Source organism: Mucilaginibacter sp. GW821-FHT07H05, assembly GCF_059418485.1.
The window spans coordinates 321,475-335,630 of the sequence record NZ_JBWKPY010000004.1 but is presented as its reverse complement, the minus strand read 5'-3'; the positions used below and the strand labels follow the sequence as shown (position 1 = coordinate 335,630).

Annotated in this window: 14 protein-coding genes; 8 read left to right on the top strand and 6 right to left on the bottom strand. The window is 43.1% G+C overall.

Annotated features, from left to right (window positions below; translation table 11 throughout):
- Nucleotides 1–78 precede the first annotated feature (78 nt).
- From AC07M6_RS12615 to AC07M6_RS12595, 5 genes are all read left to right on the top strand, one after another.
- Complete coding sequence (locus AC07M6_RS12615) at nucleotides 79–966, top strand: hypothetical protein (RefSeq protein ID WP_494889889.1); 888 nt, start codon at nucleotides 79–81, stop codon at nucleotides 964–966.
- A 230-nt stretch (nucleotides 967–1,196) separates the two neighbouring features.
- Nucleotides 1,197–2,045 (top strand): carboxylating nicotinate-nucleotide diphosphorylase, encoded by an 849-nt coding sequence (gene nadC / locus AC07M6_RS12610; protein ID WP_494889887.1) that lies wholly within the window; start codon nucleotides 1,197–1,199, stop codon nucleotides 2,043–2,045.
- Between the two features lie 44 nt (nucleotides 2,046–2,089).
- On the top strand, nucleotides 2,090–2,758 hold the full coding sequence (gene plsY, locus AC07M6_RS12605; RefSeq protein ID WP_494889885.1) for a glycerol-3-phosphate 1-O-acyltransferase PlsY: 669 nt from the start codon (nucleotides 2,090–2,092) through the stop codon (nucleotides 2,756–2,758).
- A complete protein-coding gene (locus AC07M6_RS12600) occupies nucleotides 2,745–3,542 on the top strand; it encodes a M48 family metallopeptidase (RefSeq protein WP_494889883.1) in 798 nt (265 codons plus the stop codon). The genes plsY and AC07M6_RS12600 overlap by 14 nt, the downstream gene beginning before the upstream one ends.
- A gap of 55 nt (nucleotides 3,543–3,597) precedes the next feature.
- Nucleotides 3,598–4,323: a YqjF family protein gene (locus AC07M6_RS12595; RefSeq protein ID WP_494889881.1), complete on the top strand. Its 726-nt coding sequence runs from the start codon at nucleotides 3,598–3,600 to the stop codon at nucleotides 4,321–4,323.
- A 167-nt stretch (nucleotides 4,324–4,490) separates the two neighbouring features.
- On the opposite strand, the gene AC07M6_RS12590 is transcribed toward AC07M6_RS12595, so the two are convergent.
- The 4 genes from AC07M6_RS12590 to AC07M6_RS12575 all read right to left on the bottom strand — a co-directional run bounded on the left by AC07M6_RS12590 (nucleotide 4,491) and on the right by AC07M6_RS12575 (nucleotide 10,135).
- On the bottom strand, nucleotides 4,491–5,753 hold the full coding sequence (locus AC07M6_RS12590; RefSeq protein WP_494889879.1) for an anthranilate synthase component I family protein: 1,263 nt from the start codon (nucleotides 5,751–5,753) through the stop codon (nucleotides 4,491–4,493).
- A 224-nt stretch (nucleotides 5,754–5,977) separates the two neighbouring features.
- Nucleotides 5,978–7,258 (bottom strand): adenylosuccinate synthase, encoded by a 1,281-nt coding sequence (locus tag AC07M6_RS12585; RefSeq protein WP_494889877.1) that lies wholly within the window; start codon nucleotides 7,256–7,258, stop codon nucleotides 5,978–5,980.
- A gap of 35 nt (nucleotides 7,259–7,293) precedes the next feature.
- Entirely contained in the window at nucleotides 7,294–7,761 is a 468-nt protein-coding gene (locus AC07M6_RS12580) for a Fur family transcriptional regulator (RefSeq protein ID WP_494889875.1), read from the bottom strand.
- A gap of 145 nt (nucleotides 7,762–7,906) precedes the next feature.
- Nucleotides 7,907–10,135 (bottom strand): RelA/SpoT family protein, encoded by a 2,229-nt coding sequence (locus AC07M6_RS12575; protein WP_494889873.1) that lies wholly within the window; start codon nucleotides 10,133–10,135, stop codon nucleotides 7,907–7,909.
- Nucleotides 10,136–10,238: 103 nt separating this feature from the next.
- Between AC07M6_RS12575 and AC07M6_RS12570 the strand changes: the two genes are divergently transcribed.
- From AC07M6_RS12570 to bshB1, 3 genes are all read left to right on the top strand, one after another.
- Nucleotides 10,239–10,850 carry a DUF4294 domain-containing protein gene (locus tag AC07M6_RS12570; RefSeq protein WP_494889871.1) on the top strand — a complete coding sequence of 204 codons (612 nt, stop codon included), beginning with the start codon at nucleotides 10,239–10,241 and terminating at the stop codon, nucleotides 10,848–10,850.
- A 3-nt stretch (nucleotides 10,851–10,853) separates the two neighbouring features.
- Nucleotides 10,854–11,357: a glutathione peroxidase gene (locus AC07M6_RS12565; RefSeq protein ID WP_494889869.1), complete on the top strand. Its 504-nt coding sequence runs from the start codon at nucleotides 10,854–10,856 to the stop codon at nucleotides 11,355–11,357.
- 188 nt (nucleotides 11,358–11,545) lie between these two features.
- Nucleotides 11,546–12,274 (top strand): bacillithiol biosynthesis deacetylase BshB1, encoded by a 729-nt coding sequence (gene bshB1 / locus AC07M6_RS12560; protein ID WP_494889867.1) that lies wholly within the window; start codon nucleotides 11,546–11,548, stop codon nucleotides 12,272–12,274.
- 118 nt (nucleotides 12,275–12,392) lie between these two features.
- Here bshB1 and AC07M6_RS12555 read toward each other — a convergent pair whose 3' ends face one another.
- Both AC07M6_RS12555 and AC07M6_RS12550 read right to left on the bottom strand, forming a co-directional pair.
- Nucleotides 12,393–13,448: a type I restriction endonuclease gene (locus AC07M6_RS12555; protein ID WP_494889865.1), complete on the bottom strand. Its 1,056-nt coding sequence runs from the start codon at nucleotides 13,446–13,448 to the stop codon at nucleotides 12,393–12,395.
- A gap of 369 nt (nucleotides 13,449–13,817) precedes the next feature.
- A complete protein-coding gene (locus AC07M6_RS12550) occupies nucleotides 13,818–14,051 on the bottom strand; it encodes a hypothetical protein (protein WP_494889863.1) in 234 nt (77 codons plus the stop codon).
- Between the last annotated feature and the right edge of the window lie 105 nt (nucleotides 14,052–14,156).

The window sequence follows — 14,156 nt, the reverse complement described above, 5'->3', positions numbered from 1 at the left end:
CGATAAATACTCATGAAATACACCTGCCTCTTCCTCATCATAACCTTATTCATCGCTTGCCATTCATCAGATAAAAAGATGAATCGTATAAAAGCAAAAACCAACCTGCTTAAGCCAAATAACATCAATAAGTTGGTGATAGTCAATCACGTTAAGTTAAAAAGGATATCCGGCAATTTTATTTCATTTAAGGCATACCTAACGGGATTAGAGGATACCGACCCGGCCGCGATACCTTACGCACTGGATTATATTAAAACCTGCCTGCCCGTTAATTTGGCCGAAAGGGACTCGGTAATGTTGCTTTTTAATGTGAAGTTTTTTAAGATCGCCAATGGGTTGACAGATTCATTGGAAATGAAGTATGCTTCGATAGTTAAACTAATGGATACTGATTCTAATTCGGTTAAGCTGAAGGTATTTCAAAAAAATCTGAAAAATTGCGGTATCGGCATTTTTAGCACCGAAGGCAATTATTATCTGGATGTATTACCTGATTATTTTTACAACAATTTTAAAAACCGGGTGTCGCCGGGGGTGAGGGCATACCTGGAGATCCGCAGGCATGAATTAGCTGAAGGATTTTCGGAAGATGCCGGTTTACTGATCAGTTTTGAGCAATTGTACCAAAGGGTGAAACATTGGGAAAAGTATTTGAGCGATTTTCCTCATACTGTTTATACTGCCCAGGCCCGTAATTACTATACTACTTACCTGGAAACCTTATTAACGGGCATGGCTAATTCAAGAGTATTTGAAATGGATGATGATGTAATTACATCCGAAGTAAAAGCGGTTTATGAAAAGGCTATGAAGCAAGACCCGAATATGCAGACGGTTAAGATCATTACGGATTACTATAACCTGCTTGCCCGCCACGGGTTTAAGGATAACGATAGTGTGGCCGTATTTTTAAAGGAGCATAAGCTTTCTACCATGCTGGGGGTACAGCCGGATACGAGGTGAGCCCAAGTGTTGGATAGAGATGCCCGTCCATTCCTACCGCAAGTTTAGCGAAGCGTAACTTGTGGTTACCCATCGCTGAAGTCTCAGACTTCAGGTATCCCCGGCACAAGTTAAGCCACCACGCATTCCTTCCCTTAAACTTACGTCGGCATTAAGAAACAAATAAGCATACGCCCAAAAAACTATAAATCATAAATGTTGTTACTTTTGTGGCAAAAACCACCATAGTTTTGGACAAACATATTATCCATCAGTTTATAAAAAATGCCCTTGCCGAGGATGTTGGCGATGGCGATCATACCTCATTATCCACCATTCCGGCAGGTACACAGGGAAAAGCAAAACTCATTATTAAAGATACCGGTATCCTGGCAGGTGTTGAACTGGCGCTGGAGATCTTCCGCGAAGTTGATGATCAGCTAATAGTAAACGTATTCCTGAATGATGGCGCCGAAGTAAAATATGGCGACATAGCCTTTGAAGTTGAAGGCAGCGCGCACAGCATTTTAGTAGCCGAGCGTTTGGTGCTGAACTGCATGCAGCGGATGAGCGGCATTGCTACCACCACTAACGAGGTAGCCGATATTTTGCGCGGTACCAATACCCGCGTGCTGGATACCCGGAAAACTACCCCCGGCCTGCGCTACCTGGAAAAGTGGGCGGTTAAAATAGGCGGCGGTGTTAACCACCGTTTTGGTTTGTACGATATGATCTTGATTAAGGACAATCATGTGGATTATGCCGGCGGTATTGCCAATGCTATTACCAACGCCAAACAATATTTGATCGACACGAATAAGAAACTGCAAATAGAGATTGAAGTACGCAACCTGGAAGAGGTGGAAGAGGTGCTGCGAACAGGCGGGGTAGATCGTATTTTGCTGGATAATTTTAAATTTGATGTGCTGAAACAAGCTGTTGCCATGATTGAAGGCCGGTATATTACCGAGGCATCGGGCGGTATAACGGTTGATAATGTGCTTGATTATGCCTTATGCGGGGTAGATTATGTATCGATGGGGGCCTTAACCCATTCGGTTAAAAGCCTGGATATGAGTTTAAAGGCGGTTAAACAATAAATAATAGCTGTATTGATCTATCATTTTAGTATTATTGTGGTGAGATGATAACTATCTACTCAATTTCATCCCTGATATTGGCGTACCTGTTAGGTTCCATTCCAACGGCTGTTTGGATCGGTCAGTTTTTTTATAAAATTGATGTGAGGGAATATGGCAGTGGTAATGCAGGCGCTACCAACACATTTCGTGTTCTTGGAAAAAAAGCGGGTATCCCGGTTATGCTTATCGATATCCTGAAGGGTTTTAGCGCCACTAACCTGGCCTATCTTAGTATTTTAGGCATGCCATCGGCTGTAAACGCCCATTCGGTAGTTTTTACCAATTACGAACTGGCTTTAGGCATCACCGCTGTTATGGGGCACTTGTTCCCTATTTTTGCGGGGTTTAGGGGCGGTAAGGGGGTAGCCACATTATTTGGAATGGTTTTGGCTGTGCATTTACAGGCTGCTTTGCTTTGCGTAATTGTATTTATTATTATACTATTAATTACCGGATACGTATCGCTTAGTTCAATAGTGGCCAGTTTTACTTACTTAATAGGTGTTACGTTTGTTTACCCGGTATCCGTTCGGTCGGTTGTGATATATGGCATGTGTATTTGTGTGCTGATTTTGGTTACCCATCAAAAAAATATAGAACGCTTGCTCCACGGCCGGGAATCAAGAGTAAACCTGTTTAAAAAAAAACAACAGGTGTATGAAAAACTATAAACCCTTTTTAACAATCTTTAGCGCGGTTATATTATTTGGCTGCGCAACCGTTCCCCTAACCGGCAGGAAACAAGTTAGCTTGGTTGATGATACCCAGGTTAACCAATCGGCCGCGGCAAGCTATTCCCAGTTATTATCCGATCCTAAAACAAAAGTGATTACCGGTACTGCCGATGCCCAGCGGGTTAAACGTATAGGCAACCAATTGTCGGTCGTTATCGAAAAATATTTAAACGATAACGGTTATGCCGGCAAGTATAATTTTAAATGGGAGTTTAACCTGATACAAAGCAACGAAGTTAATGCCTGGTGCATGCCCGGCGGTAAGGTAGCCGTATACAGCGGGATATTACCATTAACTAAAGATGACGCCGGCCTGGCCACGGTAATGGGGCACGAGATAGGCCACGCCATAGCGCGTCACTCGGCCGAACGGGTATCGCAGCAAATGCTTACACAAACAGGTGGTGCGCTGGTTGGCGTAGCATCCAGCAATCAAAGTAGCACCACGCAAACTATCGTTAATCAATTATACGGCGTGGGCGGGGGATTAATGCTACTGCATTATTCCCGTGGACAGGAATCGGAAGCGGACAGGCTGGGACTTACCTTTATGGCTATGGCCGGGTACGATCCGCATAATGCCGTTACCTTTTGGCAACGTATGGCTGCCCAAAGCAAAGGCAGTACCCCCGAGTTTTTAAGTACCCACCCGGCTGATGCAACCCGTATTGCCGATATACAGGCCCGCATACCTGAAGCTATGAAATACTATCGCAAGTAAGTTGAAAGGTTTTTGATTAGATCCCGAAAGGTGAGGTAATAAACATGGATTCAAAATGCCAAAGCGGGAGTTTTTAAGAGCCAAATGGACAAACCTCCTGATGTTAAATTACGAGGTTGATCCGGAGATATTAAAACCGCACCTGCCGCCGGGGACAGTATTGGATACCTGGCAGGGTAAAACACTGGTGAGTATGGTAGGTTTCCTTTTTCAGGAAACCAGTATGTTGCGGATAAGGTGGCCTTTTCATATTAATTTTGAGGAAGTAAACCTGCGCTTTTACGTGCGGTATTTTGATGGTGCCGAATTGAAGCGGGGCGCGGTATTTATTAGCGAGATAGTACCTAAGTACATGATAGCGCTTGTGGCAAACTCGCTGTATAACGAGCATTATATGGCCATGCCTATGCGCCATTCCATTACACCGATTGATGATAACCATATCGGTTTTAATTATGAATGGAAGTATAAGGGCAAATGGAGCCGGCTTGGCGGTACAGTAAATAATCAGCGCAAGCTTATTGAAGCCGGTAGTGCCGAGGAGTTTATATTTGAACATTACTGGGGCTATAATAAGCTAAGCGAAACCCGAACCATAGAATACCAGGTTGAACACATTACCTGGCAGGTTGGCGAGGTAACAGATTACGTGTTTGACGCGCCCATAGCCCGCCTATATGGCGCTGAATTTGAGCCATGGCTGAAACAAAAGCCGGTATCAGCCTTTTTTGCCGATGGATCGGATGTAATAGTAAGGGCGGGGAGTAAGTTTAGTACTTGATACCCAAGATTACGCATTACTGGTCGAAGTTTAGCGAAGCGTAACTTCGACCTATGATGTATCAAGCATCCTGCTTGCGAAACATTGAGTTTTATCCCTTAAGCTGAAAGCTTTTGATATTTAGGTCGAAGTTACGCTTCGCTAAACTTCGACCAGATAAAGAATTATCAATTCCCCAACACCTCAAACATCGCCGAAGCCTTCACCAAACACTCTTCATACTCCTTTTCAGGATTGGCATCGTAAGTGATTGCGCTGCCTACATGCAAGGATAAATATTTATTTTCGGCATTATACAATAAAGTGCGGATTACAACGTTAAAGTCAAAATCGCCAGCGGGACTAAAGTACCCTATCGCCCCCGAATACACCCCACGTTTACTGCGCTCATATTGTTCCATCAGCTGCATACTGCTTATTTTTGGCGCTCCGGTCATGCTGCCCATCGGGAAGGTGTTTTTAATGGCCTGTACATCGCTTACGCTATCATTTAATTCGCATACTACGGTCGATATCATTTGATGCACCTGGTTAAAGCTATAAATGCCAAAAAGTTCTTCGGTTTTAACCGTGCCTGGCTTTGCGGATAGGGTAAGGTCGTTACGTACCAGGTCTACTATCATTACGTTTTCCTGCCGTTCTTTTTGGTTGGTTTGGAGTTGGTGTTTAATGATCTCATCCTGCGCCGGGTCGGGCTGTCTTTTTGCGGTCCCCTTGATGGGTTGGGAGATCAGCTTATTACCGCGCTTAGCCAAAAAGCGTTCGGGCGAGGCGCAGATGATATACTGTTTGTAATGTTTAAAAAAGCAGGAAAAAGGGTTAGGCGATAGCTGATTAAGCTGATTAAAAACACTCAGCGGATCAATTGTTGCCTCCTCCGCATAAAACTCCTGGCAAAAGTTGCTGACGTAAATATCACCGCGAACAATGTGCTGCTGGATCTCCTGCACAGTTTTTACATAATCGTTTTTGCTGAAACGCGGGTGTAGTTTTATTGTGGGACGTGCCTCCGATGGCTTTAGTTTTTGCTTTTCAATTTCATACAATACGCTACTTGGATTATCGGATATCATATTCACTTGATCGCCTTTTACGGTGATCAGATTTTCGGGTACAAAAAAATATAAGTCGGGGAATTGCAGGTGGTCAGGATTTGATGAGGACAGGTTTTCTATCTCGTTCTTTAGATCGTAAGTAAAAAAACCGGTCATCCAGCCCGGATGTAATTGGCGAAACTGTTCCAGTTCAGCGAAAGCTGTACCAATGCTCGCCTTTAACTCATGCTTTACACCAACAGCGATCAATAAATCAAAATTAGAATATGGGTCGTTGAAGTTGTTGGAATCTAAATAACACAGCACATCAAAGCCATTAGCCCATTGCAGGGCTTTTTGTTTAAAGGCAGCTATGTCGGTCACGGTAAAAGTCACGGGGTGTAAAGATAAAACAAATGAAATTGGTCTCTGTGAACTTTGTGTTTCTCTCTTTGCGAACTTTGTGGTTAAATTCTAAACAAAACAAAAATGCCCGCCGTAAGGCAGGCATCTTAAATATTGTATTCGATATATGTTAGGGTGTCATGGTGAGCCTGTCGAACCATGGTGGGCAGGCCTCTGCACCATCCTTCGACAAGCTCAGGATGACAGCCTCCTGTTTATACGGGTAATACCAAAGTCTGCACCCTGTCCGGGCCAACCGAAAGATATTTAACCGGTACGCCTAATTGTTCTTTCAAAAATTCCATATAACGGTTTAACGATGCCGGGATCTGGTCTAATTCGGTAATGCCGGTAATATCCTCGTTCCAGCCCTCAATTTCCTGCAAAACAGGGATAGGGGTAATAGAGCAGATATCGTAAGGCATATAATCAATTACCTCGCCGTTGTAGTTATAATGGGTGCATGCGTAGATCTTTTCAAAACCGCTTAATACATCGGCCTTGGTCATTACCAGTTGGGTAACGCCGTTCAGCATAATGGCATATTTAAGGGCAGGGATATCTATCCAGCCGGTACGGCGCGGGCGGCCTGTGGTGGCGCCAAACTCGTGACCAATCTGGCGCAGTTCTTCGCCCATTTCGTTATCCAGTTCGGTAGGGAAGGGGCCGCCGCCTACACGGGTGCAATAAGCTTTAAATATACCAATTACCTCGCCAATTTGACTTGGAGCAATACCTAAACCGGTACAAGCACCGGCAGATGTGGTGTTTGATGAAGTAACAAAAGGGTACGATCCAAAATCAATATCCAGCATAGCGCCTTGTGCGCCTTCGGCTAATACCTTTTTGCCTTTGCGGATGTAGTCATTCACAAAGTGTTCCGAATCAACCAGCGGGAATTGCTTAATAACGTCCAGCGCTTCAAAAAACGCGGCTTCGCGTTCGCTGAAATCAATCACCTCGCCGTATAAGGCTTGCAGCATGGAGGTATGCTTGGCAACCAGCTTGTTATAACGCTCTTTAAAATCGGGCAGGGTGATATCGCCAATACGCAAACCATTGCGGCCGGTTTTATCCATATAGGTTGGCCCAATGCCTTTCAGTGTAGAACCAATTTTGCTGTCGCCCATTTTCTTTTCAGATGCGGCATCCAGCAATTGGTGCGTAGGTAATATCAGGTGCGCTTTTTTAGCAATTACCAGGTTCTTTTTAGCCAGCAGGTCGTGCCCGGCGGCTTTCAGTTTATCCAGTTCCTTTTTTAGGGTGATAGGATCAATTACCACACCGTTGCCGATCAGGTTGAGTGTGTTATCAAAAAATATACCTGAAGGGATGGTGTTCAGTACAAATTTCTGCCCGTCAAACTCCAGCGTATGCCCGGCATTCGGGCCGCCCTGGAAACGCGCGATCAGATCGTAATCGGCACTCAGTACATCAACAATTTTTCCTTTACCTTCGTCGCCCCATTGCAGGCCTAATAAAACGTCAACAGCCATTTATTTTTTATTGATTGAATTGAAAGGGGGCAAAGTTAGACTTTTCTATCACAATAACCTGCTTTAAGTTTACTGCAGTTACCATAAAGATTAAGCGAGTGGTGCCTGATCTCGAATTTCAACAGGTCGCCCATCATACTTTGGATCTGCTGAATACGCGGATCGCAAAACTCAACCACCTTACCACAGTCGATACAAATGATATGATCATGCTGTTTATAGCCGTATGATTTCTCGAACTGGGCCATGTTTTTGCCAAACTGGTGTTTGGTCACCAGGTCGCACGATACCAGCAGCTCCAGCGTATTGTATACCGTGGCGCGGCTTACCCGGTATTTTTTATTTTTCATGTGGATGTAAAGCGACTCTACATCAAAGTGATCACTGCGTGAATAGATCTCTTCCAAAATGGCAAAGCGTTCAGGAGTTTTCCTGAGGCTTTTATTTTCGAGGTAAGCTTCGAAAATCTTTTTAACCATACCTATGGTTTCCTGTTGCGACATGTTTTTTTATTAATCGTTCAAAGGTATTAAAATAGTCCGTAAGTCGGAAAGATCGAAAGTCCGGAAGATGTCATTAAGCGATGACAGTTTACTGATCACTAATCTACTAATCTCCAATCACTAATTAACTAATCTCCAATCAAGCTTACGATGCCTTCTCCACTACCGGCGCCGAGTCGAAACGTGTTACGGCGGTAATGCCCCGGATCTCTTTTAAGCGTTTGATCAGGTTATCCAAATGTTCGGTATCGTTTACATATACCATAATGGAGCCTTCAAAAATGCCGTTATCGCTGTCTACAGTGATCGAACGGATATTTACCTTAAAATCGGTAGAAATAACCGTAGTTAACTTATTGATCAATCCCACATCATCAATACCCGTAATGCGCAGGCCGGTTAAAAATGCCAGCTCCTGCTGATTGGTCCAGCGGGCTTTCACTACCCGATAACCATAGTTAGACATCAGTTTGGTAGCATTAGGGCAGTTGGTACGGTGTATCTTAATACCCTCGCTCACGGTAATAAAGCCAAACACATCATCGCCGGGGATGGGGTTGCAGCAATTGGCCAGTTTATAGTCAATTTTTTGCATATCCTCGCCAATCAGCAGCATATCGCTGTCTTTGGTCTTGATGCTTTTGAGCAGGCTTTGTACCTGATCGTTATCTATTTTATCCTGCGGCTTATTTTCAATCGTTTTCTCTGATGCCTGGTATTCCTTCAGGTCTTTCAGGTCTATCAATCCTTTGGCTACATTATAAAACAGGTCCTGGGTCGATGCCAGTTTAAAGTAGTAACTCAGCTTATGGATATTGTCCGAATTGTAGGTGATCTTAAGCGACTTCATCTTACGCTCCAGTATTTCCTTGCCATCTTCGGCTATCTTGCGCTTTTCCTCTTTCAGGGCCGATTTAATTTTGGCCTTGGCTTTGGCGGTCACTACAATGTTCAGCCAGTCTTCCTTAGGGCTTTGCTTACCTGATGTAATGATCTCTACCTGATCGCCGTTTTGTAGCTTATAGCTCAGCGGAACTAGCTTGTGATTTACTTTAGCGCCAATACAGCTGGCGCCCACATCAGTATGGATCTCGAAGGCGAAATCCAATGCAGTAGCGCTGGATGGCAGCTGAATAAGGGCGCCTTTAGGTGTAAAAATGAAGATCTCATCGCTGAAGAGGTTCATCTTGAAATCATCCAGGAAGTCCAACGCGTTTGAATCGGGGTTCTTCAGCATATCGCGTACCTTTTGTACCCATTGATCCAGGCCGCTATCGGTTGACGATTCCTTATATTTCCAATGCGCCGCGAAACCCTTTTCGGCAATCTCATTCATCCGCATGGTGCGAATCTGTACCTCTACCCATTGCCCGCGCGGCCCCATTACAGTAGTATGTAAAGATTCGTACCCGTTAGCCTTGGGCGATGATATCCAGTCGCGCAGCCTGTCGGGATTAGGGCGGTAAAGGTCGGTTACGATGGAATAAGCCTTCCAGCAATCCGATTTTTCGTTTTCGCTGGTGCTATCCAAAATAATCCGTATCGCAAAAAGATCATACACCTCCTCAAAGGGGATGGCCTTTTTCTTCATCTTGTTCCAGATGGAGTGGATAGATTTTGGCCGCCCAAACATATCGGCATGCAGGCCTTGTCCCTCTAAAACCTTTTTAATCGGTTCAATAAAGTCGCGAATGAACTTCTCGCGTTCGGCCTTTTTCTCGTTCAGCTTATTTTTAATGAACTGGTAAGTTTCGCTCTCCATGTATTTCATGGACAGGTCTTCCAGTTCTGACTTTATGGCATATAAACCCAGTCGGTGTGCCAATGGGGCATACAGGTATACCGTTTCTGACGATAGTTTCAGCTGCTTATCGCGCGGCATAAACTCCATGGTACGCATGTTATGCAGGCGGTCGGCCAGTTTAATCAGGATCACCCGCACGTCATCGGCCAGGGTAAGCAGCATTTTACGGAAGTTTTCGGCCTGCAGCGAACTGTTGGTATCAAAAACCCCTGATATTTTGGTTAGCCCATCTATAATTTTGGCTACTTTTTTACCAAACTCGCGCTCAATATCATCTAAAGTAACATCGGTATCCTCTACCACATCATGCAAAAGCGCGCATACAATGGAGGTAGTGCCCAGGCCAATCTCTTCGGCAGCAATTTGGGCAACGGCTATGGGGTGGTAAATATAAGGCTCGCCCGATTTGCGGCGCATATCCTTATGGCTCTCCAGCGCCATGTCAAAGGCCTTGCGTATCATGCGTTTATCCCCTTTTTGCAAAGTTGATTTTGATGCGCGCAGCAAAGCCCTGTACCTTTTAAGTATCTCGTTCTTTTCGGCTTCTATATCTATCACTAATTCTTTCATTTATAACCCTAATATATGGCCCGTCTTTTCTGCCAAAAAATTTATTGCAAATATTTTATGAAATACCACAAAAAATAGCATTATTTTTGTAATACGTAAAATTATGAAATTAATTGGCTTTGTACTGCTGTTTTGTTGCCTCTCAACCATCGTGTTGTCGCAAAGCTCATTGCCACGCCCTAAAATGGGCAAAAATGATACCATTAAAACTTACCTGACAGAATATCAAGGCGAACTGATCCCCTGGACAGTTACCCCCGAAGTTAAGATAGTTGACTCCCGTATTTTTAAAAGCGAAAAGGAAAGGATGGATTACAGCCGCCTGCGTTATAATGTATATAAGGTGCTGCCTTACATGCGTTTTGCCAGTGGTAAATACCAGCAGCTACAGCGCGATCTGGCTACTACAGGCGATAAAAACAAACAGAAAGAAATGATAAAAGCCTGCGAAACCCAGGTGAAAGATCTTTTTAATAAAGAAATAAAAAACCTTACGATTACGCAGGGCGAGATATTGATAAAATTAGTTAACCGCGAAACAGGAAATACAAGTTATGAAATGCTGAAAGAATTAAAGGGCGGACTGAACGCATTTATGTTCCAGTCGATAGCCCGGATATTTGGCCATAACCTGAAAGAGACTTACAATCCCGAGGAAGAACGGGATATCGAATCTATTCTGCAATCGGCAGGGTATATTTCCTACAATAATTAAATAATGGACGATAAGAGCATTTACCAGTTTAACGTTAAAAAGTTAAACGGTGAAGAGGTTAACCTTGGCGCATATAAAAACAAGGTGTTATTGATCGTAAATACCGCATCGCAATGTGGTTTTACCCCCCAGCTGAAAGAGCTTGAAGAGTTAAGAAAGGCATATAAAGACCAGGATTTTGAGATACTGGCCTTCCCATCCAACGATTTTGGCGGACAGGAACCTTTAGAAGGTAGTGCCATCGGTACATTTTGCGCCATTAACTTCGGTACCCATTTCCAGCTTTTTGAAAAACTAAGGGTGAGAGGGCAGTACAGCCATCCTTTGTTTAAGTTTTTGGCTGATAAAAAATTGAATGGTAAAGTGAATACCGCCCCAAGGTGGAATTTTCATAAATACCTGATTGATGCGCATGGTTTAGTGGCCGACTTTTTTTACCCGTTCACCAAACCTACGTCATCAAAGATCAGGAAAAAGATAGACCGCCTGCTGGCAGCGGGGCATTAGTAAATACACACTACTAAACAGCTTGTCATTTCGATAGAGCAAGAGGTGGCATAGTGCGATTGGGCGAAAGAGAAATCTTATACATTTGAAAACCGGATCGTATAAGATTTCTCCTCACGCAACACACAACCCGCCCCGGTTCGTTCGAAATGACATAGTGATGAATGTAAAAAGCCTAACAAAACAATATGCTTAAATTAGATATTTTGGTTTTAGCCGTCCACCCGGACGACGCTGAACTGGGCTGTGGCGGCACTATGGCCAAACACGTAGCTATGGGTCACAAAGTAGGTATTGTCGATCTTACCCGCGGCGAGTTGGGTACCCGTGGTTCGGCCGAGATCCGCGACCGGGAAGCCGCCGCCGCAGGTGAAATATTAGGCCTTGCCGTACGCGAAAATTTAAGTATCCCCGATGGCTTTTTTGAAAACACTAAAGCGTACCAGCTAAAGGTTATTGCCGCCATTCGCAAATTTCAACCCGAAATAGTAATTACCAATGCCTACCATGATCGCCACCCCGACCATGGCCGGGCCAGTCAGCTGGTAGAGGCTGCTACTTTTTTGGCCGGTTTAAGAAAGGTTGAAACGCTGGATAACAACGGCCAGCCACAGGAAGCCTGGCGCCCAAAGCAAGTGCTGCATTTTATACAGGATAATTATATCCACCCCGATATTGTAGTTGATGTAACCGATTATTGGGATAAAAAAATGGCCAGCGTATTTGCCTATGGCTCGCAGTTCCACAACCCCGAATGGAGCGGCGACGAGCCCCAAACTTATATTTCATCGCCCCAGTTTACCGCGGTAGTTGAAGGCCGCGGCCGCGAGTTTGGCAAAGCCATCGGCGTTAAATTTGCCGAAGGGTTTACCAGTAAAAAAATATTGGGTGTGGATAGTTTGATGGATTTGCGGTAGGTGAGGCATGCGTTGTGGTGATTTAACCACAAAGGGCACGGAGAGAGAAGCACAAAGAACACGGAGTTAATAAAAAACAAGGAAAAGGCTCGATACATTGAGCCTTTTCCTTGTGATGTTATTTATAGCTATCGGCTACGCTAATTAACTCATCTGAAAAACTATAGATATCATCTAAAAGAGCAATATCCTTTTTTTGGAAATTTTTAGCTTCATCAGGAATCCCTATCGACAATTTCTTTCCATTAAAATAGAAACGACACAAAGGCCTTCTATTGTTGTCATCAAGTAGTATGGCGCAATAAGACAAAGCATCCCTCATAATTATTCGCTTAACATCTACAGTCTTTCTTAATATAGATTTAAGAATCATAAACGCTTCCAATTCCTCTTCTGTAGTGACAATTCCCGAATTTGCCGCCCCTAATTCAACTGCTTCTGTCAAGGGCTCTTCCTTAACTGCTTCGACATGCAATGCGGATTTTAATCTTTCGCTAATAAGATCACTTATTAGGATGCTGCATGTTTTCTTTGTAATTGACGTAAACTGTTCTAACACTTTTTGGGTAATTGCGCTTGGATAAACTCTTTTGGCAAAAAGTCTTACAAAATCTTCCGATGGTTCAATAAGTTCCTTATTTAATAAGCTTTTTATTTCATTCAGATATTTTAATTCACTTGCCGTATTAGTTATATTCTCCTGATCAAAATATGATTTATGGAACTTTTTTAGTTCAGCAATTTCGTTATCTTTTATCTCTGTTATTTTAAATTCAAAAAATGGTTTATCATCCATTTTATTAGGAGATATCAAATCGGTATAGAATTTAAAAATAAGACCATTGGTTAACAGACCAAATTTTGCATCTGTAGTATGGAAATACCTGAATAATTGAGAATTATGAGGATTTAAGTCTTCTGTATGATGCTTGCATTCTATTAAAAGAATAGGTTTATCCTTATTAAGGATTGCATAATCAACTTTCTCACCTTTCTTTATTCCAATATCTGCGATAAATTCAGGATTGACTTCAAAGGGATTAAATACATCATAGCCTAACAATTGAATAAAAGGCATAATTAATGCATTTTTTGTGGCTTCTTCGGTTTTTATTTGTGGGCAAAGTTTGTCCACTCTTGAGGCGAACTGTAGAATCGAATCTTTAAAATCCATGATAAGTAAAAATTAGGTTAAGGTTTGTAATATACAGAATATTACTTATATAAATATTTGATTTTTAGGATTTTAATTTCCGATGAATCGTAGGGCCTACCTGTTTGTAGCCGATAAGTAAACCCTATTACTTTTCGCTTTTTTCTCTACAAACAGGTAGCCCCGATGGGGCATAGAAAGAAGGGTAGACCCTACGGGTCAAAAAAACTTTTCGCCTGGCTTGCTACAAACAGGTAGCCCCGATGGGGCATAGAAACAATTCCTCTGATCTCGTAACACAAAGCTATCCTATCCCACATCAATTGCCTGAGTAAGTTTATACGGGGTTACCGGATCAAAGAAATAACGTTGTTATTCTGGATAACAAGTTCAATCAAATCTCCGGCCTTTTGGGGTATTCCAGGTAGTCATATCCATAACGCCGATTACAAATATGATACCCCCTAAAAAGATGGGCCAGCGGAATGATTTATAACCATTAATATAAATCGTCCACGGATTCGAATCAACCATGTTTACATGGTTAAGATGCGGCCATATCAAACTCCCAACAATCATCAGTATAAGCCCGATTGCCATAAAGGTGTAGCTAAACTTTTTCATCGTATTGGTTTTAAGGATATTAGATAAACATATGAAGTTACTAATTAGTTTGGTTTTTATACAACAAAAAACCCCGCGGCAATTACCGCGGGGTTTCCCCTTTAA

Coding starts and splice junctions, on each gene's coding strand:
- AC07M6_RS12575 (WP_494889873.1), bottom strand. CDS start 10,135: ATGAAAGAATTAGTGATAGATATAGAAGCCGAAAAGAACGAGATACTT.
- bshB1 (WP_494889867.1), top strand. CDS start 11,546: ATGCTTAAATTAGATATTTTGGTTTTAGCCGTCCACCCGGACGACGCT.
- AC07M6_RS12595 (WP_494889881.1), top strand. CDS start 3,598: ATGCCAAAGCGGGAGTTTTTAAGAGCCAAATGGACAAACCTCCTGATG.
- AC07M6_RS12615 (WP_494889889.1), top strand. CDS start 79: ATGAATCGTATAAAAGCAAAAACCAACCTGCTTAAGCCAAATAACATC.
- AC07M6_RS12555 (WP_494889865.1), bottom strand. CDS start 13,448: ATGGATTTTAAAGATTCGATTCTACAGTTCGCCTCAAGAGTGGACAAA.
- AC07M6_RS12580 (WP_494889875.1), bottom strand. CDS start 7,761: ATGTCGCAACAGGAAACCATAGGTATGGTTAAAAAGATTTTCGAAGCT.
- plsY (WP_494889885.1), top strand. CDS start 2,090: ATGATAACTATCTACTCAATTTCATCCCTGATATTGGCGTACCTGTTA.
- AC07M6_RS12565 (WP_494889869.1), top strand. CDS start 10,854: ATGGACGATAAGAGCATTTACCAGTTTAACGTTAAAAAGTTAAACGGT.
- AC07M6_RS12550 (WP_494889863.1), bottom strand. CDS start 14,051: ATGAAAAAGTTTAGCTACACCTTTATGGCAATCGGGCTTATACTGATG.
- AC07M6_RS12570 (WP_494889871.1), top strand. CDS start 10,239: ATGAAATTAATTGGCTTTGTACTGCTGTTTTGTTGCCTCTCAACCATC.
- AC07M6_RS12600 (WP_494889883.1), top strand. CDS start 2,745: ATGAAAAACTATAAACCCTTTTTAACAATCTTTAGCGCGGTTATATTA.
- AC07M6_RS12585 (WP_494889877.1), bottom strand. CDS start 7,258: ATGGCTGTTGACGTTTTATTAGGCCTGCAATGGGGCGACGAAGGTAAA.